This is a genomic window from Pseudonocardia nigra (assembly GCF_019396355.1).
Classification (GTDB): domain Bacteria; phylum Actinomycetota; class Actinomycetes; order Mycobacteriales; family Pseudonocardiaceae; genus Pseudonocardia; species Pseudonocardia nigra.
The window spans coordinates 32,069-55,418 of record NZ_JAHKRK010000008.1; the positions used below are offsets into that span (position 1 = coordinate 32,069).

Consider the following 23,350-nt stretch of genomic DNA (forward strand, 5'->3'; position numbering starts at 1 on the left):
ATCCAGCTCCAGATCACGCAGCCGCCTCGTGCTCCCGTGCGGCGTCCAGGACCGCGAGGACGTCGGTGGCCGAGACGGACCCGACGGCGACGCCCCGGTCGTCGACGGCCACTCCGAGACCGGAGGGCGACGACAGCGCGGCGTCCAGCGCCCCCCGCAGGGAACCGGAGCTCACGTCGTAGAGCGACTCACCGGGAACGAGGTCGTCGGTACCGATCGGACGGTCGTCGGCAGGGAGCGGATCGTGGACCGACAGCCACCCGAGCGGCTTGTGCTCCTCGTCGACCACGAGCACCCACCCCTGCTCCGCCGTCGTACGCGCCTCGGCCAGCACCGCGCCGAGCCGCACCGTGGGGAGGTCGCCGAGCGGGAGCCCGTCGGCGGACCGGAAGCCCAGCCCGCGGTAACCGCGGTCGCGCCCGACGAAGCCGTCGACGAAGTCGTTGGCCGGCCGGGCGAGCAGGGTGCCCGGCTCGTCGTACTGCGCGAGCACACCCCCCACCTGCAGGACGGCGACCTTGTCGCCGAGCTTGACCGCCTCGTCGATGTCATGCGTGACGAACACGATCGTCTTGCCCAGCTCGGACTGCAGCCGCAGGAGCTCGTCCTGCAGGCTCTCGCGCACCACCGGGTCGACGGCGCTGAACGGCTCGTCCATGAGCAGGATCGGCGGGTCGGCGGCCAGCGCGCGGGCCACGCCGACGCGCTGCTGCTGCCCGCCGGACAGCTGCGACGGGTAGCGCTGCGCCATCTCGGGCGCGAGGCCGACGATCTCCATCAGCTCGGCGGCCCGCTTGCGCGCCTTGCCCTTGCTCCAGCCGAGCAGCAGTGGCACGGTGGCGACGTTGTCGAGGATCGTGCGGTGCGGGAAGAGCCCCGCCTGCTGAATGACGTAGCCCATGCCGCGGCGCAGCTGCGCGGCGTCGGTGGACGTGATGTCGCGCCCGTCGACGGTGATCGTGCCCTCGCTGGGCTCGATCATGCGGTTCACCATCCGCAGCGACGTGGTCTTGCCGCAGCCGGACGGCCCGACGAAGACGGTGATCTTCCCGGCGTCCACGACGAGGTCGAGGTGATCGACCGCCACGGTGCCGTCGGGGAAGCGCTTGGTCACGCCCCGGAACTCGATCATCCGGGAGACCTCCGAGTTTCACCGACGACCCCTTGCCGGTCGCCGAGTAGCAGCGAGGCTATCCCGTGGCACCGACAGTCGCGAACGATGTGATCGGACCGCGACCGCGTTCACGCCGGCGGCAGGCCCGATGCCGGGGTCGGCAGGCGTCCCCCGCCCAGCACGTCGCGCAGGGTGGCGGCCTGCAGCGGGCGGGCGAAGAGCCACCCCTGGTAGGCGTCCACGCCGATCCCGCGGAGCACGTGGAACTGCTCGGCCGTCTCCACGCCCTCGGCCACGGTGGTGCGTCCCATCGCCCTGGCCATGTCGACCACGGCGCGGGCCACCGCGAAGTCGGCCGGCTCGTCGGCGACCCCGGTGACGAACGCCCGGTCGACCTTGACGGTCTGCGCCGGCAGCTCCTTGAGCCGCGCGAGCGAGGAGTAGCCGGTGCCGAAGTCGTCCACGGCGAACCGGACGCCGCGCTCCACCAGCTCGGCCATCGCGGCGAGCGCGTGCGGCGGCAGGGCGACGAGACTGGTCTCCACCAGCTCCAGCACGAGCTGGTCCCAGGCCAGCCCGGCATCGGCGACGGCGGCGGTGACCGCGCTCAGGAAATCGGCGTCGCCCGGCAGCAGGCCTGCCAGGTTCACGGCGACGGCGGGACGGCGCCCGCGGTGCTCGGGCCATGCCGCCGCCTCGCGCACGGCCGTGCGCAGCACCCACAGGTCGAGCTCGTGCAGCAGCCCGCTGCGCTGCGCGACCGGCAGGAAGTCGCCGGGCGGGATGAGCCCGCGCTCCGGGTGCGGCCAGCGGACCAGCGCCTCGGCGGAGACCACGGTGCCGTCGGGACCGACCACGGGCTGGTACTCGAGCACCAGCCCGTCGGTGGCGATCGCCGCGCGCAGCTCGGCCTCCACCTCCAGGGCCCGCGTGGCCGAGCTCACGATCCCGTCGGTGGCCATCCCGATCCCGCCGCGGCACTGCGTGCGCTTCGCGTCGTGCATGGCGGCCTCCGCGAACCGCAGCAGGTCGGCGGCGCGCACCTCGCCGGTCGGGACGGGGGTGGCCAGCCCGACCGACGCCGTCATCTGCACCGATCGGCCGTGCACCGGGATCGTGGTGCGCAGCAGGTCGGCGACCATGCGGGCGAGCAGGTCCGGACCGCCGACCTCGGCGTGGTCGGCGCAGATCACCACGAACTCGTCGCCCGACAGGCGCGCAGCCGTGCATCCCACCGGCAGCTCCCGCTGCAGCCGCCCGGCCAGCGTCACCAGCAGGTCGTCGCCGGCGTCGTGGCCGAGGGAGGAGTTCACGCGGGCGAAGTCGTCGAGGTCGCCGCACACGACGGCCACCCGATTGCGGCCCGGGCCCGCCAGCAGCCGGTCCACCATCGCCAGGCACGCGGCGCGGTTGGGCAGGCGGGTCAGCTCGTCCACCGTGCCCGCGCTGCGCAGCAGCTCGGCCGCCCGGCGCCGCTCGGTGATGTCGGTGCACACGACGAGCCAGAACCAGCCGCCGTCGTCGGCGGAGGTGGCCGACACCGCCAGCTCGCACCAGACGGTCGTGCCGTCCCCGCGTTGCAGCGGCACGCCGTCCATCCGGTAGCCGTGGCCGGCGCCGGGCGGCACCGGACGCAGCCAGCCGGGCAGCGGCCTGCCCTCGGGCGCCGCGCCGTCGGCGGTCGCGTCGACGACCAGCAGCTCATCGGCCGACAACGCCGCCGCAGGCGTGCCGCGCAGCCGCTCCAGCGGCACCCCGAGCAGGTCGCACAGGCCCGCGTTCGCGTCGACGAGCCGTCCGCCGGCGTCCAGCAGCGCAACGCCGCCCGGGACCAGCGCCATCAGGTCGGCGAAGCGCTGGCCCGACAGCTCCACGCGCCGCTGCGCGACCCGCTCGGCACTGACGTCGTGGACGACGCCGACCAGGCGCAGGGGCGTGCCGTCCTCGGCGCGTTCCACCTCGGCGCGGCAGCTCAGCATCCGGTCGCCCGGCAGCTGCAGCTCGACGTGGTGATCGCCGACCCGGGCACCGGACCGCAGGCCCTGGCACAGCAGCGCCACCTGCTCGCCCTCCACCGGCGACGAGCCCGCCCCGTCCGGTGCCACCCCCACCGACCGGTACAGCTCCTCGAGCGTCGCGCTGCGGTGCAGGGTGGCCGTGGCCAGGTCGAACGCCCAGGTGCCGACCCTGGCCAGCCGCTCGAGCTCCTCGATCCAGCGGCGGTCCGACGGCCGGCTCACCGTGGGGTCCGGCGCGCAGTCCAGCTCGACCAGCACGGCGGCCGACAGCTCGGTGCCCGGCATCTCCCACCGGACCAGCCGGACCCGCACGAGTGCCCCGTCCGGCCGGACCAGCCGCGCGTCGGCGTCGGGTCCGACGACGAGCTGCGGCAGCCGCATCCCGACCGGGCCCTCCTGGGCGTCGGCCTCGGCGCCGTCGGCGTCGGTCCACCCGCCGAGCCGCAACAGGGCGGCGTTGACCCGCAGCACCCGGTCGGAGCGGTCGCAGACGAGCGCGGGCGCGCCCGGCAGCGGCACGGACCCCGGTCCGCCCGGTGCCGGCACGGTCCCGGCACCGAACACCGCGTCGCGCAGTGCGGGCAGGACCTGCGCGTCCACCGCGTCCCCGGCCGTGCCGGGCCCGGTCACCGGCAGCGCCTGCGGGTCGGTCGGCGGCTCGGGGTCGTCAGCCGGTGCCGCCGGCCGCGGACGCTCGGCCACCGCCCGCGCCAGCCGCGACGCGAACAGCGCCGCCTCCGGGTGCACCTCCGAGCCGAGCACCGCCTGCCGGGAGCGCCGCAGGTCCATCCGCCGCACCGGGTCGGTGATCACCCGATCGGCACCGGCCGGCCCGGTCTCCGGCTCTCCGGCCGCGCCTTCGCCGAACCGATGTCCGAGCTCGTTCACGGGGCGTCTCCCAGCGTGTGCTGTCCGTCGTCACCCGTCCCAACGATGGTTGTCCCCGCACGATCCGGGGGATATGCCCGATCGGCCTACACGGACCCGAGTGAGTGACGCACGCAGCGTGACGGCCAGGCACCCGGCCCGGAGAACGCCCAGGCCGGACTCGGGTCCGCGCTCACATCCCGTCAACGGCCGTTGCGGCAGCCTCCGACACGCGGGATGCGACGGCGGTGGCGACACGCGGATCGAACGGGCTCGGCACGATCCGGTCGGGCGCGAGGTCGTCCCGCGCAACCGCGAAGATCGCCTCCGCCGCGGCGAGCTTCATCTTCTCGGTGATGCGGCACGCGCCGACGTCGAGCGCGCCGCGGAAGACGCCGGGGAAGGCGAGCACGTTGTTGATCTGGTTCGGGAAGTCGCTGCGCCCGGTGGCGACGATCGCGGCGTGCCGGGCCGCGACCTCGGGGTGCACCTCGGGGTCCGGGTTGGAGAGCGCGAACACGATCCCCTCCGGCGCCATGAGCTCGAGCAGCTCCTCGGCCAGCCGCGCGCCGGACAGCCCGACGAACACGTCGGCGCCCGCCATCGCCTCGGCCGGCCCGCCGCTGATCCCGCGCGGGTTGGTGACGCCGGCGACCAGCGCCTTCTCCCCCGTGACCCCGGCCCTGCCGGGCACGAGCACGCCCCGGGAGTCCAGGACCGTGACGTCCGAGGCCCCGGCCGCGAGCAGGATCCGGGCGCACGCCACCCCGGCCGCCCCGGCCCCGGACACGACGATCCGCAGGTCGGCCAGCTCCCGGCCCTGCACGGCGCACGCCCCACGGAGGGCGGCGAGCAGCACGATGGCCGTGCCGTGCTGGTCGTCGTGCATGACCGGGCAGTCCAGCGCCTCGACGAGCCTGCGCTCCAGCTCGAAGCAGCGCGGCGCCGCCACGTCCTACAGGTTGACCGCCCCGAAGCTCGGGCGCAGCCGGACCAGCGTCTCGACGATCTCGTCGACGTCGGTGGTGTCGAGCACGATCGGGATCGAGTCGAGCCCGCCGAACACCTTGAACAGCGCCGACTTGCCCTCCATCACCGGCAGCGCCGCCCGGGGGCCGATGTCGCCGAGCCCGAGCACGGCGGTGCCGTCGCTCACGACGGCGACCAGCCGGTTCGTCCAGGTGTAGCGGGCGGCGAGGGCCGGGTCGGCCGCGATCGCCCGGCTGACCTCGGCGACGCCGGGGGTGTAGGCCACCGCCAGGTCGCGCGCGTCGGCGAGCGGGGCCGTGAGTCCCGTGGCGAGCTTGCCGCCGCCGTGCGCGGCGAAGATCTCTTCCCGGGTCGGGGCCGGGCGGGTGCGTTCGGGGACCATCGTCATCTTCTGTCGCGTTCCTCACGTCTCGACGCGCACGGGCGGCGCGCAGGGTGCTCAGGTGGGGCGTCCCCCCTTCGAGGGGCGCTCGCTCGCCGTGCACCGGAGGTCGCGGGTGTCAACCGATTCGCGGTGCCGGACGGCCTCTCGCGGAGCGGGCCGCCGGATGAGGCGGCCCGTGCCGACGAGGTTCGGCTGTCGGGTACGTGGGCATCCTAGCCAGTGGGACGGCAGCGTCCTTGATCAAGACCCGGAACGTGCCGTAAGGCACAGCGGAACAGCCGCCCGTCAGCGTGCACGCAGCCGGCCCGGTCGCGGCCAGAGCCGCCACCGCACGACCGCGAGGACCTCGGCCGGGCCGAGCTCGCGGGAGTCGGTCGACCCGAACGAGTTGTCCCCGTGCACGTACCAGCCGGGCCCGTCGGGACGCACGGCCCGCTTCACCGACAGCTGGCCGGGCCGGGCGGGCCAGCGGACGAGCACGACGTCGCCCGCAGCGACCGCGGCGCCGAACCGGACCAGCACGACGTCGCCGTCCCGCAGCGTCGGGGACATCGACGGCCCCCGTACGCCCACCCTGCGCCAGCGCACCCCAACCCCCTCGCCACCCTGCTGCGCCCCGGCCCCGAGAGTAGTGTCGGGCCCGCCAGAACGATCACCATCCAGGGAGGAATCATGCGGCTGCTGTCCCGCATTCTCCGCCCGCGGCTGGAGGCCACCGCGCACTGCGACCTCCCCTGCGGCGTGTACGACCCGGCCCAGGCCCGGATCGAGGCCGAGTCGGTCAAGGCGATCCAGGAGAAGTACCAGGGCAACGAGGACCCGGAGTTCCGCACGCGGGCCATCCAGATCAAGGAGCAGCGCGCGGACCTGGTCAAGCACCACCTGTGGGTGCTGTGGACCGACTACTTCAAGCCCCCGCACTTCGAGAAGTACCCGGAGCTGCACGAGCTGTTCAACAAGGCCACCAAGAAGGCGGGCGGCGGCGCAGGCGGCGCCAAGTCCTCGATGGACCCCGCCACCGGCCAGGAGCTGCTCGACCTCATCGCCCAGATCGACAAGATCTTCTGGGAGACCAAGCAGGCCTCCTGACCGATACCTGGGGAAGCGGCGCTGACCAGCGGAGACCTCATCCGTCGGTCAGCGTCGCTTCTCGTTGTCGGGTGGTCTTCCACGGCCCACACACGGCCCGATGCAGCGTTCCGGACAGCTGTCTGCTGCTGGGCTCGGTCCACCTGCATCCGCGGCCGCCGCGCCGCGACGTGCTCGCGAGCAGGGTGGGCGATCTGCCGGACCGCGGCCAGGGTTCTGCCCATCACCTCGGCGATCTCGTGGTACGGCGTCTCGAACACCTCGCGCAGCGCGAACTGCCCGCTCGGCCGGACCGAGGGCCTCCAGCACGGTGGGCATGGCGATCGAGACGTTCTCGGCGAGCTCGGCGTCCTCGGCCACATCGGGACCGGTGAGCAGCGGCTCGGGCAGCCCTTCCCCGACGTACTCCTCGACGGCGGCGGGGCGCCGAATCGGAGCCGGTTCAGCGCCTGCGGGGTGACCATCCGGACCAGATGGGCGAGTCGGCATGGAGACACCGGCCACGAATCGGATGTGACACGGCGACGCGCCCACGACCGGACCGACGTGACGGGCGTAGGCGCTCCACCACCTTGCGGCGGCGACACCTCGACCCCGGGCTGGATAGCGTCGGCGCGTCATCGGAGCGGGAAAGGACGCCAGTGCGAACGACGAGCACGCCTTTGGCGGGATCACGCGACATCACACGGACGGCCGCAGCGCCGTGCACCCGCCGACGAGGGGCGGTGGACGCGGCGTGAGCGCGTTCCGCCTCGCCCTGCTCGACGACTACCAGGACGTCGCCCTGGACCTGCTGGAGCTGCCCGACGGCGTCGCGGCGGTGGCGTTCGCCGACCACGTCGCGGACCCGGCGCGGCTGGTCGCGCGGCTCGCCGGCTTCGACGCCGTGGTGTGCATGCGGGAGCGGACGCCGATCACCGCGGAGGTCCTCGCCGGGCTGCCCGGCCTCCGGCTGCTGATCACCACCGGGATGCGGAACGACGCGATCGACGTCGCGGCGGCGCAGGCCCGGGGCATCCCCGTCTGCGGCACCGGGGCCGGCACCGGGCGCGCCTCGACCACTGAGCACACCTGGGCGCTGCTGCTCGCGCTCGCCCGCCGGATCCCGGCGCAGGACGCAGCGGTCCGGGCGGGCGGCTGGCAGCTCGGGCTCGGCACCGTGCTGGCCGGCCGGACCCTGGGGCTGGTCGGGCTGGGCAACCTCGGCGCCGCGATGGTGCCCGTCGCCCGCGCGCTGGGCATGCGGGTGACGGCGTGGAGCCGCAACCTCACCGACGCCCGCGCGGCGGAGGTCGGCGTCGAGCGGTTGGAGCACGACGCGTTCTTCGCCGACGCCGACGTCGTCAGCGTGCACCTGAAGCTGTCCGCCCGGTCCGTCGACACGATCGCCGCGCCCGAGTTCGCGCTGATGAAGCCGACCGCGCTGCTGGTCAACACCTCGCGCGGGCCGATCGTGAACGAGGCCGCGCTGCTGGACGCACTGCGGCAGCACCGGATCGGCGGGGCCGCGCTGGACGTCTACGACGTCGAGCCGCTGCCGCTCGACCACCCGCTGCGGCGCGCCCCGAACACCGTGCTCTCCCCGCACACCGGTTACGTCAGCGTCGAGTCGTACCGGGAGTACTTCACCGACGTGGCCGAGGACGTCCGCGCCTTCCTCGCCGGTTCCCCGGTCCGCGTGCTGGAGCCCTGACACCGGTTGACGGGCGCACGGACCCGGGATGAACACTTCACATACTCACACTCCTTGCATAGATATTCTCACTCGATAGTGGGACGATGGCCACGTTGCGCGTGCGGTGCGTCACTCCCTGCCGCACTGCGCCCCACGTCCCCTCCGAAAGGATGACTGTGAGGAAGTCCGTGCTCGCGGCGCTCGGCGCCGCACTCGCCGCCGCGGCGCTCGCCGTGACCACCCCGGCCGCGGCCGCCGCACCGCCCGTGGACATGGACCGGATGCCGCTGCACATCCACGGTGGCGCCTGGCCGACCAGCCACGTGCAGGGCGTCGCGGTCGATGCGAAGAACGGCTACATGTACTGGTCGTTCACCCAGATCCTGGTGAAGACCGACCTCGCCGGAAACGTCGTCGGCACCGTCGAGGGCCTGACCGGGCACCTGGGCGACCTCGATCTCAACCCCCGCGACGGGCGGGTCTACGGGTCGCTGGAGTACAAGGCGCAGGAGGCCTTCTACATCGCGATCTTCGACGTCGACCGGATCGACCGGGCGGGAATGCGCGCCGAGACCGACGGCATCATGACGACCGTCCACCTCGAGGAGGTCGTCGAGGACTTCACCGCGGACATGGACGGCAACGGCGTCTTCGACGGCGACACCGCGAACACCCCCGACCACCGCTACGGCAGCAGCGGTATCGACGGGGTCGCGTTCGGCCCGACCTTCGGCAAGAAGAACGGCAAGGCGAACCTCATGGTCGCCTACGGCGTCTACTCGAACACTGAGCGGACCGACAACGACCACCAGGTCGTCCTCGAGTACGACGTGTCGCAGTGGCACAAGTACGAGCGGCCGCTGCGCCAGTCGGCGCCGCACCGCAGCGGGCCTGCCGAGTACGACGGGAAGTACTTCCTCCGCACCGGGAACACCACCTACGGGGTGCAGAACCTCGAGTACGACGCCCACCAGGGGCACTGGCTGATGGCCGTCTACGAGGGCAAGAAGCCGGAGTTCCCGAACTACTCGTTCTTCGTCGTGGACGGGGCCGCTGCGCCCGCCGAGGGGGAGATCGTCGGTCAGCCGGCGCCGGAGCGGGGCACGCTGCTGAGCCTGCTGCCCGCCGGCCTGCACGATCCGGCCTCGGGCACCTACGGGTGGGAGTTCCACGGCAACTACGGCATCGTCTCGCTCGACAACGGCTACTTCTACGTGGCCGAGGGCAAGCGCGTGGAGCAGGACGGCGTCGCCAAACAGGACGCCGACGTCTACCTCTACCGCTGGACCGGCCAGGCCCCCACACCGTTCGAGCGGGTCACCACGCCGGTCGGCTGACCACGCACCCGGCGCTGATGCAGCAAAGCCACTTTCACGCAACGCCGTGGCGGGAAAGTGGCTTTGCTGCAACTCGGCAGCCCGGGCGTTAGCCTCGCGATCATGACGGTCGGGCGCGTGTTCCTCCTGCGGCACGGCGAGACCGAGTGGTCGGCCTCGGGGAAGCACACCGGCCGCAGCGACATCCCGCTCACCGAACGCGGGCGCAGACTCGCCGTGGCCGCGGGCGAGCTCGGGCGGACGCTGCGCGGCGACGACCCGCCTGCGCTGGTGCTCACCAGCCCGCGCGGCCGCGCCCGTGACACCGCCGAGCTCGCCGGGCTGCGGATCGACCGCGTCGACGAACGGCTCGCCGAGTGGGACTACGGCGAGGCGGAGGGCCGCACCACTCCCGAGATCCGGGAGACCGTGCCGGGGTGGACGGTCTGGACCCACACCTGTCCCGGCGGCGAGACGCCCGACGAGGTGGCCCGCCGCGCCGACGACCTGCTCGCCGACGTGCGCACGGCGCTCGGCGGCGGCGACGTCGTACTCGTCGGGCACGGCCACTTCAGCCGCGTGCTGATCGCACGCTGGATCGGGCTGCCCGCCACGGAGGGCGTCCGGTTCGCGATGGAGGCGGCCTCCTGGGCCGTGCTGGGCGACGAGCGCGGCGTTCCGCGGCTCGACCACGTGAACGTCCGCCCCATGGAGCTTGGGTAGCGTCCCGCCCGTGATCCGTCCGATCGAGCCGGGCGACGTGCCCGCCGTCGTCACGCTCGTGCACGAGCTCGCCGCCTACGAGCGCGAGCCCGACTCCTGCCACCTGGCCGAGCACCAGCTCGCCGGCGCCCTCTTCGGGGCGGGGCCCGCGCTGTTCGGGCACGTGGCCGAGGTCGACGGCGAGGTCGTGGGCTGCGCGTTGTGGTTCCTCAACTTCTCGACGTGGCGTGGGGTGCACGGGGTGTACCTGGAGGACCTCTACGTCCGGCCGGCGCATCGCGGCCGCGGGCTCGGGCGGGCCCTGCTGGCCACGTTGGCGGCCGTCTGCGCCGAGCGGGGCTACGGCCGCCTGGAGTGGTCGGTGCTGGACTGGAACGAGCCCTCGATCGCGTTCTACCGCGCGCTCGGCGCCGTGGGGATGGACGAGTGGACGACGTTCCGCCTCGACGGGGACGCGCTCGCCGCGCTGGCCCACGGGTGAGCGTCAGCGCGGGGGGTCTCCGGCGTCCAGCCCCATCGACCACTGCCGCGACCGCTCGCTGATCAGCAGGAGGAACGTGCTGATCACGAGCGCGCCCGCGAGGATCCCGAGCAGCAGCTGGCGGGACGGGCCGAGCAGCGAGTAGACGACCGGCAGCAGGAGCAGCTGCGCCACGATCGCCGGCGTGCGCGCCCACCGGTGGCCGGTGACCAGCCCGATCCCGACGGCGAGCAGCGCGGCGCCGATCACGAGGAAGTAGGCGGCCTCGCCGAGGGTGTTGCCGATGCCCAGATCGGCCGACGGCGAGCGCAGCGCCAGCACCACCGCGAACCCGATCCCGAGCAGCGCCTGCGCGCCGACCAGCGCACCGGCCACCTTGATCTGCGGCGGCGGACCGGCGGCCCCGTCCGCCCGTTCCTCAGAGGTCACGGGGCGAGGATATGCCCGCAGCGAGCGGCGGCGACGTGGAATGCCCCGCCACTGCACGCCGTTGTTTCCTGGTGCGGCCGGCGCACGGCCACTGCGGAGATCGGTCACCGTCACGGTTCCGAGGCGTGTTCGGCGCGCTACGGGTCGTCGTGTCAGAGGCGCAGTTCGTCGCAGCGGAACGCGTTCCTTCACTCCGCTGAGTGACCAAATGTGTCCATTCACCGATGCTTGTGGACCGTCCAGCCGATAAGGGCTCGCACCAGGACAAACGGTGGCCCAAGGTGGTCATGGACAAGCGAGCGATCGCGGGGGAACTCCCTCGCATGGTCTGCCGGAAGCCGGGGTAACCGGAGCTGGTGGGCGGGCCGAGATCCATCGCTCATCGTCACGGCGACGCGACAACGAGAACACGAGCAGTAACCCATCGTGTCGGGCGTCGTTGCGATGAGTGGGTGAGAGCACTCACCTGGGTGGACCTTGACCCTTGAAGATCGAGCGCGCTCGTGAAAGTATTCACAAGCGCGGAAACACCGTGACAGACGATCGGCGCGACCCCGATCGCGCGAGTACAAGGAGCCGAGAGACCATGGATTGGCGTCACCGCGCTATCTGCCGCGACGAGGACCCCGAGCTGTTCTTCCCCGTGGGGACGAGCGGTCCTGCGCTGCTGCAGATCGCCGAGGCCAAGACCGTCTGCCGGCGCTGCCCCGTGGTCACCGAGTGCCTCACCTGGGCACTCGAGAGCGGCCAGGATGCAGGCGTCTGGGGCGGCATGAGCGAGGACGAGCGGCGGGCCCTCAAGCGCCGCAACGCGCGCACGCGCGCACGTACGGCCTGATCTCCCCGCAGCATCTTCTCGCATCCCCCACCACGGGCCCGGAAGCCGGACTGCACCCGGCTCCGGGCCCGCGGTCGTTCCACCGGGCGCGCGAGGGGGCAGCTCCGGGGGAGGATCAACGGACCACGCGGCGACCACGCAATCGGACCGTCGACCACGAACAACAGGTTAACGCCCCCGCAGCGGAAGCCTGATGACGGCCTCCGTTCCGCCCCCGTCCCGCGGCCGCAGCTGCAGCCCGGAGTCGAGCTCCGACTCCAGCAGCGTGCGCACGATCTGCAGGCCGAGGCCGTCGGAGCGCTCCACGTCGAACCCCTCGGGGATCCCGCAGCCGTCGTCGGCGATCACCACGTCGAGGGTGGCGGCCGACCGCCGCGCCGACACCACCACCTCGCCCTCACCCGCACAGGTCGGGTCGAACGCGTGCGCCAGCGCGTTGTGCACCAGCTCGGTGAGCACGAGCACCAGCGGCGTCGCCAGTGCGGCGGGCAGCGTGCCGAAGCTGCCCTCCCGGCGCACCTTTGCCCTGGACTCCGCGATCGCGCCGTCGCCGATGGCCGGCAACACCTTGTCGACGAGCTCGTCGAGGTCCACCCGCTCGGCCACCGAGACCGACAGCGCCTCGTGCACCAGCGCGATCGAGTTCACCCGCCGGACGCTCTCCGCGAGCGCCAGGCTCGCCTCCGGGATGGCCGTGCGCCGGGCCTGCAGGCGCAGCAGCGCAGCCACCGTCTGGAGGTTGTTCTTGACCCGGTGGTGGATCTCCCGGATCGTCGCGTCCTTCGACAGCAGAGCCATGTCGCGTCGGCGCAGATCGGTGACGTCGCGCACGAGCACGAGCGCGCCCGCCGCGTCACCGCGCGGCCGCAGCGGCAGGGCCCGCACGAGCATGACGGCACCGCGGGCACGCACCTCCATGCGGACGGAGTGCTCGCCGTCGAGCGCGGACCTGATCCGGGCGGCCAGCTCGGCGGCGTCGAAGGGGTCCTGCACGAGCTCCCGCATGACGTCGGCCAGCTGGAGCCCCACGAGGTCGCTCGCGTGCCCCATGCGGTGGTAGGCCGACAGCGCGTTCGGGCTCGCGTAGGCCACGAGGCCGTGGGTGTCGAGCCGGATGAGGCCGTCGCCGGCGCGCGGGCTCGTCACCGCCCCCACGGCCTCGGCGCTCGGCGGGAACGTGCCGTCCGCCACCATCTGGCACAGATCGGACGCGCTGCCGAGATAGGCGATCTCCAACGGGCTGGGGACGCGCGGCATCGCCAGGTTCGCGTCTCGCGACAGCACCGCCACCACCGAGCGGCCGTACCGCACGGGGATGGTCTCGCGGCGGACCGGCACCTCCAGGTGCCAGCGCGGGTTCTCCTCGCGGCAGATCCGGCCCTCGACGACCGCGCGGCGCAGCTGCGGGTTGTCGGCAGCGGTCACGCGCGCCGCCACCACGTCCTCGGGGTGCGCGGTGGGGGCGGTGGTGGGACGGGCCTGGGCCACGCACAGGAACTCGCTGTCGAGCGACGGGATGCCCGTGCCGTCGGCGGCCGGCTCGCCGCCCAGCGGCACCCACAGCAGGAAGTCCGCGAACGACATGTCGGCGAGCAGCTGCCACTCGGCGACGACGCGCTGCAGGTGCTCGACGGCGTCGCCCGGCAGGTGCGTGTGCTCCGCGAGCAGCTCACTGAGGGTGGACATTCTCCTGGGGCCTCCCGGTCGATGCGGGGCTCATCCAACCACGTGGGAGACTCGGGGCAGTCCCCGGACGAACCCGGACCGAGCGAGGAGGCAGGCATGTCCAAGCGCGCACGCAAGCGCCGCGACCGGAACAAGAAGGGCGCGAACCACGGCAAGAAGCCCAACACGTGAGCCGTGCACGCGCCGGGGTCGTCGGCCCCGGCGCGTGAGCCCGCGCGGCGCGGCCGCGGTTCAGGCCTGCGGCTCGCTCCGCACGCTCTGCTCGATACGCGTGCTGCGCACCTCGACCGTCGTGGTGGTGGTGCCCTCCGGGCCCTCCTCCACCGTCACCTCGGCCTGCTCCAGCACGGCCACCCGGATCTGCTGACGCAGCCGGTCCTTCAGCCCCGTCGGAGCGTGCTCCCCGCCGCACTTCGCGGCGAGCAGCTTCTTCAGCTTCTCGTCGAGGCCGTACTCGGCCAGGCACGGCCCGCACTCGTCCAGGTGCTGGGCGAGCAGCGCGCGGCGCGACTCGTCGCACTCGTGGTCGAGGAACAGCCACACCTCCGCGAGCACCTCCGAACAGTCGGTGTCGTGGTGGTTGCCGCAGCTCATGAGTTGACCTCCTGCTGTCCCCGCAGGAACCCGCGATCACGGGCGGTGTCGGTGAGCATCTCGCGCAGCTGGCGCCTGCCCCGGTGCAGCCGGGACATCACGGTGCCGATCGGGGTGCCCATGATGTCGGCGATCTCCTTGTAGGCGAAGCCCTCGACGTCGGCGAGGTAGACGGCCATCCGGAAGTCGTCGGGCAGCTGCTGCAGCGCCGCCTTCACGTCGTTGTCCGGAAGCCGGTCGAGCGCCTCCATCTCGGCCGACGGCAGCCCCTGCGAGGTGTGCTCGCCCGCCTGCGCGATCTGCCAGTCGGTGATCTCCTCGGTGGGCGCCTGCATGGGCTGGCGCTGCCGCTTCCGGTAACCGTTGATGTAGGTGTTGGTGAGGATCCGGTACAGCCAGGCCTTGAGGTTGGTGCCGGCCCGGAAGGTCCGGAACGCCGAGTAGGCCTTCAGGTAGGTCTCCTGCACCAGGTCCTCGGCGTCGGCCGGGTTGCGGGTCATCCGCAGGGCGGCGCCGTAGAGCTGGTCGATCAGGGGCATCGCGTCGCGCTCGAACCGGGCGGCGCGCTCCTCCGCGGTCTCCTGCTCCTGGGTGTCCTGCTCGGCACCGGGGCCACGCCCGTCGGTGCTCGTCGTCTCCTCGTTCGTCTCGCTCGCTGCCGCGTCGGCCGCCTGCTCGGTGCCCGGCACCGCGCTCCTCTCACGCCGGACCGCGGGACCCGCGGCCTCGGGGACGGCCACCGCTGGGGCGGCCGGATGACGAGTGGAGCCTACGCGCCCCGCCCGGGTCCGGCCCGTCGGACGCAGCTCGTCCGCCGGCCGCGGCGCTTCCATCAGTGCTTGCGTCACGTGGGGCACCAACGCCCGCGGCCCGCCCGGGATTCCCCGGCGGATACCGTGCGCGCGTGGCAGGCAAGGGGACACCGGCGACGGCGCTGCTGGCGAAGCGGGGGGTCGCGCACCGGCTGCACAGCTACGCGCACGGCGACGGCCAGGCCTACGGTCCGGAGGCCGCCGAGCTGCTAGGGCTGGACCCGGCGCGGGTGTTCAAGACCCTCGTCGCCGAGGTCGACGGCGTGCTCACGGTCGGGATCGTGCCGGTGTCGGCGACCCTCGACCTGAAGGCGCTGGCCGCTGCGGTGGGCGGCAAGCGGGCGAAGATGGCCGAGGTCGCGGCGGCCGAGCGTGCCACCGGCTACGTGGCGGGCGGGATCTCGCCGCTGGGTCAGCGCAAGCGGTTGCCGACCGTGCTGGACGCTTCGGCCGAGCAGTGGGAGACGATCTTCTGCAGCGGCGGGCGGCGGGGCCTGGAGATCGAGCTGGCGCCCGCCGACCTGGTGCAGCTCGCCGGCGGCCGGCTCGCCCCGATCGCCGGGGCAGGCTGACGGCGCACAGCCACGGACCGTGGCGCCCCGCCGCCCACCCCCGGTGACAGCATGGTGGCTTTGCTGCCGTCCAGTGACAGTAACGCCACCATGCTGCAACTCGGGGCCGGGTGGGACGTCGCGCTGGGTCACCAGCGATCGGGGTTACGGGACCAGCCGGCTCAGCCAGTCGGTCACCGCCGCGCGCAGGCCGGGCGCGTCGGACTTGAGGCTGTGGTCGCCGCGCAGCAGCACGACCTCCCGCCCCGGGGCCGGCTCCGGGCGGCCGAACGGGTCTGTCTCCCCCTGCACGACGAGCACCGGGACGCTCGGCATCGCCAGCTCGTGCAGCCGGTCCTTCTCCGGCTTGCCCGGCGGGTGCACCGGGAACGCCAGGCAGAGCACTCCGGACGCGCCGGCGTCGGCCGCGGTCCGGCAGGCCACTCGTGCACCCGAGCTGCGCCCCCCGACGAGGAGCGGCAGCTCCGCCCGGACGTGTGCCACCACGGCGAGCCACGCGGCGTCGAGCTGCGCGGCCGGGGCCGGCGCCCGCCGCCCGGCCACCCGGTAGGGCTGCTCGACGAGGACGACCTGCACGCCCGCGGCGAGCGCGGCGGCGGTGGCGGCGACGAGGTCCGGCGCACCGACCCCACCGCCCGCGCCGTGCCCGAGCAGCAAGGTGGCCCGCGCGTCGGCGGCCCGGTGCACGGTGATCCGCGCGGGCCCGTGCGGCGTGGCGACCTCGGCGGGCTCCGAGGGGCTCACTTCGGGTTCGGACCGGCCAGCAGGTCGAGCTGCAGCGGCTCGCGGACCTCCTCGGGTGCCAGCTCGGCCAGCAGCTCCGGGCCGTTGTTGCGGACGCTGTTGACCATCGGCGACACCGGGCGCAGCTCCAGGCGCGCCACCAGGTCCTCCGACGGCGGCCGCAGCAGCGCGGTGACGGCGTCCGCGTCGGCGGGGGCGTCCGGGTCGAGCCACGCGTCCCACGCCGACGGCGGGAGCACGAGCGGCATCCGGTCGTGGATCTGCGCCAGCGGGCCGACCGCCTCCGCCGTGAGCACGGTGGCCGTGACCAGCCCGTCCGGGTACTGGTTGTCCGGGTCGTCCTTGGGCTTCCAGTACTCCCACAGCCCGGCCATCGCCAGCGAGCTGCCGTCGGCGTAGTGCGTGTAGTAGGGCTGCTTGTGGTTCTCCCCGCGCTGCCACTCGAACCAGCCGTCGGCCGGGATCAGGCAGCGCCGGGCGTTCAGGGCCCGGCGGAACGCGGGCTTCGTCGCCGCCGACTCCGACCGTGCGTTGATCATGCGAGCGCCCGCCTTCGGGTCCTTCGCCCAGGACGGCACCAGCCCCCACCGCACCATCCGCAGCGTGCGCTCGGTGGTGTCCGGGTCGGGGTTGCCGTCCGCATCGCGCGGGTGCCGCTGCACGACCGTGACGATCTGTTTGGTCGGCGCGACGTTGTAGTCCGCCCGCGCGGCACCGTCGGTGGCGTCGACGGCGCGGAACTCGTCGGCGAGGTCCGCCGGGGCCTTGATCGAGGCGTATCGACCACACATGCACCCATCGTTCCAGCCGACAGCCCGCCCGGCACACGCCCCGCTCGATCTCGTCGAAGCCGCCCGCGGCCGCGGACCGGGCGGCTACGATCGCGCCATGCCCGAACCCGAGGACGACGCCCTCGAGGCGCGCGTGCGTCGGCTGGAGGACGAGGTCGGGCGGCTGAAGGACGGCGTCGCCGTCTCGCGCGCCGATGCCGCGGCGGCCCGGGTGCTCGCCGGGGGAGCCGACCGGGACGTCTCGGACGTGCGAACGGAGCTGCGCGCATACCGGCAGGCGTTGAACGCGCTGCGGGAGACCCAGCTCGAGCAGGGCCAGCAGATCGCCGAGCTGCGCGCCGAGCTGCGCTCGGAGGTCGGCGGCCTCAGGTCCGAGATGCACGCGGAGATCGGGTCGCTCCGCTCCGAGATGCAGCGGGGCTTCGGCATGGTGCACACCGGGATGGCCCAGATCGTCGCGCTGCTGCGCGACGCACCCGACCCCGGCACCTCCTGACGGCGGCGGCCGGCACCCCGTCCGTGGTGATGCGGGAACATAGGCGGGTGCCGACGCCCTGGAACGCCCCGCTCGCCCCCGGTCCCGTCCGCGGCCGGGTGACCGCGCCGGGGTCGAAGTCCGTCACCAACCGCGCGCTGCTGCTCGCCGCGCTCTCCGGCGGCGCCGCGACGGTCACCGGCGCCCCCGCCAGCCGCGACACGGCGCTCATGGTCGGCGCCCTGCGGGCGCTCGGCGTCCCGATTGAGGTGGACGGCGAGCGGATCGCGTTCTCCGCTCACGAGGGTCTGCGCGGCTGCGGCACCGTCGACTGCGGCCTCGCCGGCACGGTCATGCGGTTCGTCCCGCCCGCGGCCGTGCTGGCCGACGGCCCCGTCGCCTTCGACGGTGACCCGCGCGCCCGGGAGCGGCCGATGGCCACCGTGCTCGACGCCCTGCGGGCCCTCGGCGCGGGGGTGGACGGGGAGCGGCTGCCGTTCACCCTGCACGGCACCGGCTCGGTCCCCGGCGGCAACGTCGTGATCGACGCGTCGGCGTCGTCGCAGTTCGTGTCCGGGCTGCTGCTGTCGGGGGCCCGCTACGACAAGGGCGTCACCGTGCACCACGACGGCAAGCCTGTGCCGTCGCTGCCGCACATCGCGATGTCGGTGGACATGCTGCGCGCCGCGGGCGTCGAGGTCGACGACAGCGAGCCCGACACGTGGCGGGTCGCGCCCGGCCGGATCGCCGCGCGCGACTGGGCCGTGGAACCCGACCTGTCCAACGCCGCGGTGTTCCTCGCCGCGGCCGCCATCACCGGCGGCGAGGTGACGGTGCTCGGCTGGCCGCAGGACTCCACCCAGCCCGGCGCGAAGATCCTGTCGGTGCTGGCGGAGGCCGGGTGCACCGTTGCCCCCGGCCCGGACGGGATGACGGTGCGCGGCCCGGACGCGCTCGCAGGCGTCGACGTCGACCTGCACGACGCCAGCGAGCTGACGCCCACCGTCGCCGCGCTCGCGGCCCTGGCGACCGGACCGTCCCGGATCCGCGGGGTCGCCCACATCCGCGGGCACGAGACCGACCGGATCGCGGCGCTCGCCACCGAGATCACCGCGCTCGGGGGCGCCGTCACGGAGACCCCGGACGGGCTGGAGATCCGCCCGGCCGCCCTCTCCGCCCGCCCGGACCGGCCGTGGGGCGCCTACGCCGACCACCGGATGGCCACGGCCGGTGCGCTGCTGGGGCTCGTCGTACCCGGTGTCGCGGTGGACGACATCACGTGCACCGACAAGACGATCCCCGATTTCCCGGATCGGTGGGCGGCACTGCTCGGGCGCTGATCCCGTGAAGCGCCGCGAGTACGACGAGTCCGACGTCCGGGTCCGGCCGGGACGGCGGGGGTCGCGGCCGCGCAGCAAACGGCGGCCCGAACACGCCGACGCCACCGAGGCCATGGTCACCGTCGTCGACCGCGGGCGCTGGACCTGCGCCGTCGACGCCGACGCCACAAGGCCCCGCATCACCGCCATGCGCGCGCGGGAGCTGGGACGCACACCCATCGTCGTCGGCGACCGGGTGGGCCTGGTCGGGGACCTGTCCGGCGCCACCGACACCCTCGCCCGGATCGTGCGCGTCGAGGAACGCACGTCCGTGCTGCGCCGCACGGCCGACGACACCGACCCGTACGAGCGCGTCGTCGTCGCCAACGCCGAGCAGCTCGTGATCGTCACCGCCGTCGCCGACCCGCCGCCGCGCAGCGGGTTCGTGGACCGGTGCCTGGTGGCCGCCTACGCCGGCGGCCTGGCACCGGTCCTGTGCCTCACGAAGGCCGACCTGACCGACCCGGAGCCCTTCGCCGCCCAGTACGCCGAGCTCGACCTGCCGGTGCTGGTCACCGGGCGCGACCGCCCGCTCGACGCGCTCGCCGACACGCTGACGGGCCGGGTGTCGGCGCTCGTCGGGCACTCGGGCGTGGGCAAGTCCACGCTCGTCAACGCGCTCGTGCCCGACGCGGAGCGGGCCGTCGGAGCCGTGTCGGCGGTCGGGAAGGGGCGGCACACCACCACCGCGGCGATCGCGCTGGCGCTGCCGGACGGCGGTTGGGTGGTCGACACCCCCGGCGTCCGGTCGTTCGGGCTCGCCCACGTCACCGCCACCGACGTCATCGCCGCGTTCGACGACCTCGCCACAGCGATCGAGGACTGCCCCCGGGGGTGCGGGCACCTCGGTCCGCCTGCCGATCCGGAGTGCGCCCTCGACGAGCGGGTCGCCGCCGGGCTGCTGCGCCCAGGCAGGCTCGACGCGCTGCGCCGGGTGCTGGTCGCCCTGCGCTGACCACACGCGCGCTGACTACGCTGACCGCCATGGGTGACGAGCCATCGCAGGTGCGCATCGGCACGGCGGAGCGCACCGCGGCGATGCAGGCGCTCGACGAGCACCTCGCGGCGGGCAGACTCGACGTCGAGGAGTACGGCAACCGGTCCGCCGTGGCCGCGAACGCCGCCTTCGCCTCGGAGCTGTGGCCGCTGTTCACCGACCTGCCCGACCCCCACCCCGAGCTGCCGGGCGGCCCCGCGGTGCCGCCCACCGCGGCCGTCGAGCCGCGACCGGGCAGCGGCTTCCTCGACCAGTACGGTCCGCGCCTCATGACCTTCGCGCCGGTCGTGGCGGTCCTGCTGTTCCTCGTCGTCCGGCACTGGGTCGTCTTCCTGCTGGTCCCGCTCGCCTGGGTGCTCGTCTCGATGGCCAGGCGCGGGAACCAGTAACGGCGGCCGGCCGGCGCCCCTCCTCGCCGAAGCACCCCTTCTCGGCCGAGGCACCCCGTCGACGGGGCGCACGAGCCGAAATGGGGTGCGTCGACCGAGGCGCCGCCCGCGCACCGCGTTCCGCCGACGCACCCCTTCTCCGCCGATGCACCCTTTCTCGGCCGAGGCACCCCGTCGACGGGGCGCATGGGCCGAGACGGGGGGCACGAGGCGAGCGCGGGCCGCTAGCCGAGCTCCACCAGGAACGCCACCTCGGACGGGTCGTACCAGGCCAGCTCGTGGTCCTCCGCCTCGCCGACGAGGAACTCCGCGTCCAGGTCTCCCATGTCCGCCGCGTCGACGGCCCCGGCGGCCTGCCGGACCGCGTACTCGGCCTCGTCGACGTCGACGTGCACCGCGGCCACGGCCTCCATCGGCACGCCCCCGGAGATCCGCACGACCCCGTCGTCGAGGTCGGGGCGCAGCGTCACGTCGTCGAGGTCGGCGGCCACGACGACGCGCCGCGCCGGGGTGGAGTCCTCGCCGAGGCCGAACTCGACCGACAGCAGCCGCAGCGAGGCCCGCGCGGCCTGGGTCATGGCCGCGTACTCGAGTTCCTCGTCGTCACCGCTGGTGTAGGCCTCCCGCAGCCCGGGGGTGAGCGCGAACGCGGTGCCCCCGATCGGGTCGAGCCTGCCGTTCTTCACCATCGATCGCAGCATCGGCCAGGTGGCAGGTACGTAGATCCTCATGAACTCACCGTCGCCAGCAGCTCGTCGAGCGACTCGTCGACCATGCCGGCGAGCACGTCGACGTCGGGCATCGCGTCGCGGTCGCCGTTGAAGCCGTAGTAGACCCCGCCGTCGTAGGAGGTGAGCCCGATGGCGAGCGCCTGGCCCTTCGCCAGCGGCACCACCGGGAACATCTCGAGCATCCGGGCCCCGGCGGCGTAGAGCGGGAACTGCGGTCCTGGCACGTTCGTCACCACCAAGTTGAAGATCCGCTTCGAGAAGCCGCTCGCGGCGCGGGCGCCCAGGGCGTGCAGCGTAGGCGGTGCGAAGCCGCCGAACCGGACCAGGGTGGCGGCGCCCACCGACTGGCCCGATGCCGTGTGCTCGCGCATCGCGTGCGCGACCTGGTGCAGGCGCACCACCGGGCTGGGCTCCCCGACCGGCAGGTCGACGAGGAACGAGGCCACGCGGTTGCCGAGCGTGCCCCCGGTGGCCGAGCTCGGGACGTCGGCCTCCCCGCGAACCGACAGCGGCACCATCGCCCGCACCGACGACGACGACGTGACCGGCTCGCCGCGGGAGAGCAGCCAGTTGCGCAGGGCCCCCGACACGACGCTGAGCACGACGTCGTTGACCGTGCAGCCGTGTGCCGCGCGGACCCGGCGATAGTCCTCCAGCTTCGTGCGGGCGATCGCGAAGCGGCGCTGGGTGGAGATGTCCACGTTCAGCGGGGTGCCGGGCGCCCGCCTGCTCGCGGTGCGCGCGATGGAGAACAGCTGGCCGGCGGCGCCGGCGATCTTGCCGATCGTCGCCATCGCGTCGCCCGCGGCCGAGCGGGCGTTGTCGACGATCTCCCCCGGCCGTGCGACGGCCTCGGCAGCGGCCTCGAGCAGCAGCTGTGCGTCGCTGGGCTCCGGGCGCGGCATCCACAGCTCGGAGGCTGTGCGTCCCGGTTCGGCGCCGTCGCCGGACGGGCCGGCGACGTCGAGGATCACCTGCCCGATGTCGATCGCGCTGATGCCGTCGACCATCGCCTGGTGGGTCTTGGTGAGCACGGCGAAGCGGCCTCTCGCCAGCCCCTCGACGAGGTACATCTCCCACAGCGGCCGGGTGTGGTCCAGCGGGCGGGACATCAGCCGGGCCACCAGCTCTGTGAGCTGGGCGTCCGACCCCGGCTTCGGCAGCGCCGACCGGCGGACGTGGTAGGCGATGTCGAAGTCGGTGTCGTCGATCCACACCGGCCGCGCGAGGTTGCCCGGCACGTGCCGCACCTTCTGCCGGTACCGGGGCACCAGCGCGATGCGCTGCTCGATCAGCTCCACCAGCCGGTCGTAGTCGAAGCCCGCCTTCGGGCGCCGGAAGACGGAAGCGGCGCCCACGTGCATCGGCGTGGTCGGCTGCTCCAGGTAGAGGAACGAGGCGTCGAGGGCGGAGAGCCGGGGCGGCATGGGCCGATCCTAGGCTTACGGCGTGTCATCAGCCCGGTCCCCGAAGGACACCTTCATCACCGTCTACGGCCGCAAGCCGGTGCTGGAGGCACTCGACGACCACACGCTCCGCGTCGACAAGGTGGTGCTGGCCGAGGGCCTGCGCGGCGAACCGGTGCGCGCGATCCTCGCTGCGGCCCGCGACCGCGGGGTCCAGGTGCAGCGGGCGTCGGCGCACCGGGTGAAGGTGCTGGCCGGCAACGGCCGCCACGACCAGGGCGTGCTGGCCGACGTCGTCGCCCCGCGGATGGCGCCGGTCGCCGACTTCCTCGACGAGCTCGGCGACGGGCCCGCCGCGGTGCTCGTGCTGGACCGGGTCACCAATCCCGCCAACGTCGGCATGCTGCTGCGCAGCGCCACCGCGGCCGGGCTCGACGGGGTGCTGCTCCCCCGCCGCGGCGTGCCCGCGATCGACCCGCTGGTCGTGAAGGCCTCGGCCGGGGTGGCGTTCCGGGCACCGGTACTGCGCGCGGCCACGGCCGAGGAGGGCTGCGCGACGCTGCGCGCAGGCGGGTTCGCGGTGTTCGGCCTGGACGCGGGCGGCGAGTCGCTGCTCGACGCCGCGCTGCCGGCCCGCGTCGCGCTGGTGCTCGGCAACGAGACCGACGGGCTCTCGGCCGCCGTGCGCCCGGAGCTCGACGCCGTGCTGGCCATTCCGATGGCCGGGGGCGTCGAGTCGCTGAACGTCGCGAGCGCGGGCGCGGTGGCGGCGTTCGAGCTGCGCCGGAGGCGCGGATAACTGCAGTGTGTGCAAGCTTGCATGGGTAAGAGTTTGCAGGCGGTGCAAGA

24 protein-coding genes and 2 pseudogenes are annotated in these 23,350 nt (G+C 73.7%); 13 read left to right on the forward strand and 13 right to left on the reverse strand.

Features of this window, described 5'->3' with window-relative positions; translation table 11 throughout:
* Positions 1-13 precede the first annotated feature (13 nt).
* The 4 genes and pseudogenes from KME75_RS03745 to KME75_RS03760 form a co-directional block, all read right to left on the reverse strand.
* Complete coding sequence (locus KME75_RS03745; protein ID WP_219413099.1) at positions 14-1,132, reverse strand: ABC transporter ATP-binding protein; 1,119 nt, start codon at positions 1,130-1,132, stop codon at positions 14-16.
* A gap of 110 nt (positions 1,133-1,242) precedes the next feature.
* Positions 1,243-4,020, reverse strand: a complete 2,778-nt coding sequence (locus KME75_RS42565; RefSeq protein WP_219413100.1) for a putative bifunctional diguanylate cyclase/phosphodiesterase — start codon at positions 4,018-4,020, stop codon at positions 1,243-1,245.
* Positions 4,021-4,192: 172 nt separating this feature from the next.
* Positions 4,193-5,377, reverse strand: a pseudogene (locus KME75_RS03755) (NAD(P)-dependent malic enzyme).
* A 282-nt stretch (positions 5,378-5,659) separates the two neighbouring features.
* Positions 5,660-5,962: a S26 family signal peptidase gene (locus tag KME75_RS03760; protein WP_308282533.1), complete on the reverse strand. Its 303-nt coding sequence runs from the start codon at positions 5,960-5,962 to the stop codon at positions 5,660-5,662.
* Positions 5,963-6,046: 84 nt separating this feature from the next.
* On the opposite strand from KME75_RS03760, the gene sodN reads away from it, so the two are divergent.
* A complete protein-coding gene (sodN, locus tag KME75_RS03765; protein WP_246631403.1) occupies positions 6,047-6,463 on the forward strand; it encodes a superoxide dismutase, Ni in 417 nt (138 codons plus the stop codon).
* Positions 6,464-6,576: 113 nt separating this feature from the next.
* On the opposite strand, the pseudogene KME75_RS42570 reads toward sodN, so the two are convergent.
* Positions 6,577-6,942 (reverse strand): annotated as a pseudogene (locus KME75_RS42570) (sigma factor-like helix-turn-helix DNA-binding protein); the annotation flags it as partial.
* A 257-nt stretch (positions 6,943-7,199) separates the two neighbouring features.
* Between KME75_RS42570 and KME75_RS03770 the strand changes: the two are divergent.
* The 4 genes from KME75_RS03770 (at position 7,200) to KME75_RS03785 (ending at position 10,658) form a co-directional block, all read left to right on the forward strand.
* On the forward strand, positions 7,200-8,156 hold the full coding sequence (locus KME75_RS03770; protein WP_219413102.1) for a D-2-hydroxyacid dehydrogenase family protein: 957 nt from the start codon (positions 7,200-7,202) through the stop codon (positions 8,154-8,156).
* 158 nt (positions 8,157-8,314) lie between these two features.
* Entirely contained in the window at positions 8,315-9,475 is a 1,161-nt protein-coding gene (locus KME75_RS03775) for a hypothetical protein (RefSeq protein WP_219413103.1), read from the forward strand.
* A 102-nt stretch (positions 9,476-9,577) separates the two neighbouring features.
* On the forward strand, positions 9,578-10,177 hold the full coding sequence (locus KME75_RS03780) for an acid phosphatase (protein ID WP_219413104.1): 600 nt from the start codon (positions 9,578-9,580) through the stop codon (positions 10,175-10,177).
* Positions 10,178-10,187: 10 nt separating this feature from the next.
* Positions 10,188-10,658: a GNAT family N-acetyltransferase gene (locus KME75_RS03785; protein ID WP_219413105.1), complete on the forward strand. Its 471-nt coding sequence runs from the start codon at positions 10,188-10,190 to the stop codon at positions 10,656-10,658.
* A 3-nt stretch (positions 10,659-10,661) separates the two neighbouring features.
* Here the strand turns inward: KME75_RS03785 and KME75_RS03790 are convergent, their stop codons facing one another.
* Complete coding sequence (locus KME75_RS03790; RefSeq protein ID WP_219413106.1) at positions 10,662-11,087, reverse strand: hypothetical protein; 426 nt, start codon at positions 11,085-11,087, stop codon at positions 10,662-10,664.
* 586 nt (positions 11,088-11,673) lie between these two features.
* Here KME75_RS03790 and KME75_RS03795 point away from each other — a divergent pair.
* The gene (locus KME75_RS03795) at positions 11,674-11,925 is read left to right on the forward strand and encodes a WhiB family transcriptional regulator (RefSeq protein ID WP_075950692.1); all 252 of its coding nucleotides are present in this window, start codon (positions 11,674-11,676) and stop codon (positions 11,923-11,925) included.
* Between the two features lie 168 nt (positions 11,926-12,093).
* Here the strand turns inward: KME75_RS03795 and KME75_RS03800 are convergent, their stop codons facing one another.
* Entirely contained in the window at positions 12,094-13,611 is a 1,518-nt protein-coding gene (locus KME75_RS03800) for a sensor histidine kinase (RefSeq protein WP_219413107.1), read from the reverse strand.
* Between the two features lie 96 nt (positions 13,612-13,707).
* On the opposite strand from KME75_RS03800, the gene KME75_RS46585 reads away from it, so the two are divergent.
* Complete coding sequence (locus KME75_RS46585) at positions 13,708-13,782, forward strand: 50S ribosomal protein bL37 (protein WP_369805044.1); 75 nt, start codon at positions 13,708-13,710, stop codon at positions 13,780-13,782.
* A 60-nt stretch (positions 13,783-13,842) separates the two neighbouring features.
* Here the strand turns inward: KME75_RS46585 and rsrA are convergent, their stop codons facing one another.
* Both rsrA and KME75_RS03810 read right to left on the reverse strand, forming a co-directional pair.
* Positions 13,843-14,205 (reverse strand): mycothiol system anti-sigma-R factor, encoded by a 363-nt coding sequence (rsrA, locus tag KME75_RS03805; RefSeq protein ID WP_219413108.1) that lies wholly within the window; start codon positions 14,203-14,205, stop codon positions 13,843-13,845.
* Positions 14,202-14,894, reverse strand: a complete 693-nt coding sequence (locus KME75_RS03810; protein WP_308282534.1) for a sigma-70 family RNA polymerase sigma factor — start codon at positions 14,892-14,894, stop codon at positions 14,202-14,204. Before KME75_RS03810 ends, rsrA begins: the two co-directional genes overlap by 4 nt.
* Positions 14,895-15,109: 215 nt before the next feature.
* On the opposite strand from KME75_RS03810, the gene ybaK reads away from it, so the two are divergent.
* Positions 15,110-15,589 carry a Cys-tRNA(Pro) deacylase gene (ybaK, locus tag KME75_RS03815; RefSeq protein WP_219413109.1) on the forward strand — a complete coding sequence of 160 codons (480 nt, stop codon included), beginning with the start codon at positions 15,110-15,112 and terminating at the stop codon, positions 15,587-15,589.
* 144 nt (positions 15,590-15,733) lie between these two features.
* On the opposite strand, the gene KME75_RS03820 is transcribed toward ybaK, so the two are convergent.
* On the reverse strand, positions 15,734-16,333 hold the full coding sequence (locus KME75_RS03820; RefSeq protein WP_219413110.1) for an alpha/beta hydrolase family protein: 600 nt from the start codon (positions 16,331-16,333) through the stop codon (positions 15,734-15,736).
* Complete coding sequence (locus KME75_RS03825) at positions 16,330-17,124, reverse strand: SOS response-associated peptidase (protein WP_219413111.1); 795 nt, start codon at positions 17,122-17,124, stop codon at positions 16,330-16,332. The genes KME75_RS03820 and KME75_RS03825 overlap by 4 nt, the downstream gene beginning before the upstream one ends.
* A 97-nt stretch (positions 17,125-17,221) precedes the next feature.
* On the opposite strand from KME75_RS03825, the gene KME75_RS03830 reads away from it, so the two are divergent.
* The 4 genes from KME75_RS03830 to KME75_RS03845 are packed head-to-tail and all read left to right on the forward strand — an operon-like array spanning position 17,222 to position 20,364.
* The gene (locus KME75_RS03830; RefSeq protein WP_219413112.1) at positions 17,222-17,620 is read left to right on the forward strand and encodes a hypothetical protein; all 399 of its coding nucleotides are present in this window, start codon (positions 17,222-17,224) and stop codon (positions 17,618-17,620) included.
* Between the two features lie 29 nt (positions 17,621-17,649).
* Complete coding sequence (aroA, locus tag KME75_RS03835; RefSeq protein WP_246631416.1) at positions 17,650-18,939, forward strand: 3-phosphoshikimate 1-carboxyvinyltransferase; 1,290 nt, start codon at positions 17,650-17,652, stop codon at positions 18,937-18,939.
* Between the two features lie 4 nt (positions 18,940-18,943).
* Complete coding sequence (gene rsgA / locus KME75_RS03840; protein ID WP_219413114.1) at positions 18,944-19,933, forward strand: ribosome small subunit-dependent GTPase A; 990 nt, start codon at positions 18,944-18,946, stop codon at positions 19,931-19,933.
* Between the two features lie 29 nt (positions 19,934-19,962).
* Positions 19,963-20,364 (forward strand): DUF1707 SHOCT-like domain-containing protein, encoded by a 402-nt coding sequence (locus tag KME75_RS03845; RefSeq protein WP_219413115.1) that lies wholly within the window; start codon positions 19,963-19,965, stop codon positions 20,362-20,364.
* A gap of 224 nt (positions 20,365-20,588) precedes the next feature.
* On the opposite strand, the gene KME75_RS03850 is transcribed toward KME75_RS03845, so the two are convergent.
* Together KME75_RS03850 and KME75_RS03855 are read right to left on the reverse strand one after the other, a co-directional pair.
* Entirely contained in the window at positions 20,589-21,095 is a 507-nt protein-coding gene (locus tag KME75_RS03850) for a DUF6912 family protein (RefSeq protein ID WP_219413116.1), read from the reverse strand.
* A complete protein-coding gene (locus KME75_RS03855) occupies positions 21,092-22,522 on the reverse strand; it encodes a WS/DGAT/MGAT family O-acyltransferase (protein ID WP_219413117.1) in 1,431 nt (476 codons plus the stop codon). The genes KME75_RS03850 and KME75_RS03855 overlap by 4 nt, the downstream gene beginning before the upstream one ends.
* Before the next feature lie 22 nt (positions 22,523-22,544).
* Between KME75_RS03855 and KME75_RS03860 the strand changes: the two genes are divergently transcribed.
* Entirely contained in the window at positions 22,545-23,300 is a 756-nt protein-coding gene (locus KME75_RS03860) for a TrmH family RNA methyltransferase (RefSeq protein WP_219413118.1), read from the forward strand.
* Positions 23,301-23,350 lie beyond the last annotated feature (50 nt).

Excerpts from the sequence above, each read along its gene's own strand:
- KME75_RS03745 (WP_219413099.1), bottom strand. The coding sequence starts at position 1,132 with ATGATCGAGTTCCGGGGCGTGACCAAGCGCTTCCCCGACGGCACCGTG.
- KME75_RS03800 (WP_219413107.1), bottom strand. The coding sequence starts at position 13,611 with ATGTCCACCCTCAGTGAGCTGCTCGCGGAGCACACGCACCTGCCGGGC.
- rsrA (WP_219413108.1), bottom strand. The coding sequence starts at position 14,205 with ATGAGCTGCGGCAACCACCACGACACCGACTGTTCGGAGGTGCTCGCG.
- aroA (WP_246631416.1), top strand. The coding sequence starts at position 17,650 with ATGCGGGAACATAGGCGGGTGCCGACGCCCTGGAACGCCCCGCTCGCC.
- KME75_RS03780 (WP_219413104.1), top strand. The coding sequence starts at position 9,578 with ATGACGGTCGGGCGCGTGTTCCTCCTGCGGCACGGCGAGACCGAGTGG.
- KME75_RS03795 (WP_075950692.1), top strand. The coding sequence starts at position 11,674 with ATGGATTGGCGTCACCGCGCTATCTGCCGCGACGAGGACCCCGAGCTG.
- KME75_RS03825 (WP_219413111.1), bottom strand. The coding sequence starts at position 17,124 with ATGTGTGGTCGATACGCCTCGATCAAGGCCCCGGCGGACCTCGCCGAC.
- KME75_RS03855 (WP_219413117.1), bottom strand. The coding sequence starts at position 22,522 with ATGCCGCCCCGGCTCTCCGCCCTCGACGCCTCGTTCCTCTACCTGGAG.
- KME75_RS03830 (WP_219413112.1), top strand. The coding sequence starts at position 17,222 with ATGCCCGAACCCGAGGACGACGCCCTCGAGGCGCGCGTGCGTCGGCTG.
- KME75_RS03845 (WP_219413115.1), top strand. The coding sequence starts at position 19,963 with ATGGGTGACGAGCCATCGCAGGTGCGCATCGGCACGGCGGAGCGCACC.
- sodN (WP_246631403.1), top strand. The coding sequence starts at position 6,047 with ATGCGGCTGCTGTCCCGCATTCTCCGCCCGCGGCTGGAGGCCACCGCG.
- KME75_RS03850 (WP_219413116.1), bottom strand. The coding sequence starts at position 21,095 with ATGAGGATCTACGTACCTGCCACCTGGCCGATGCTGCGATCGATGGTG.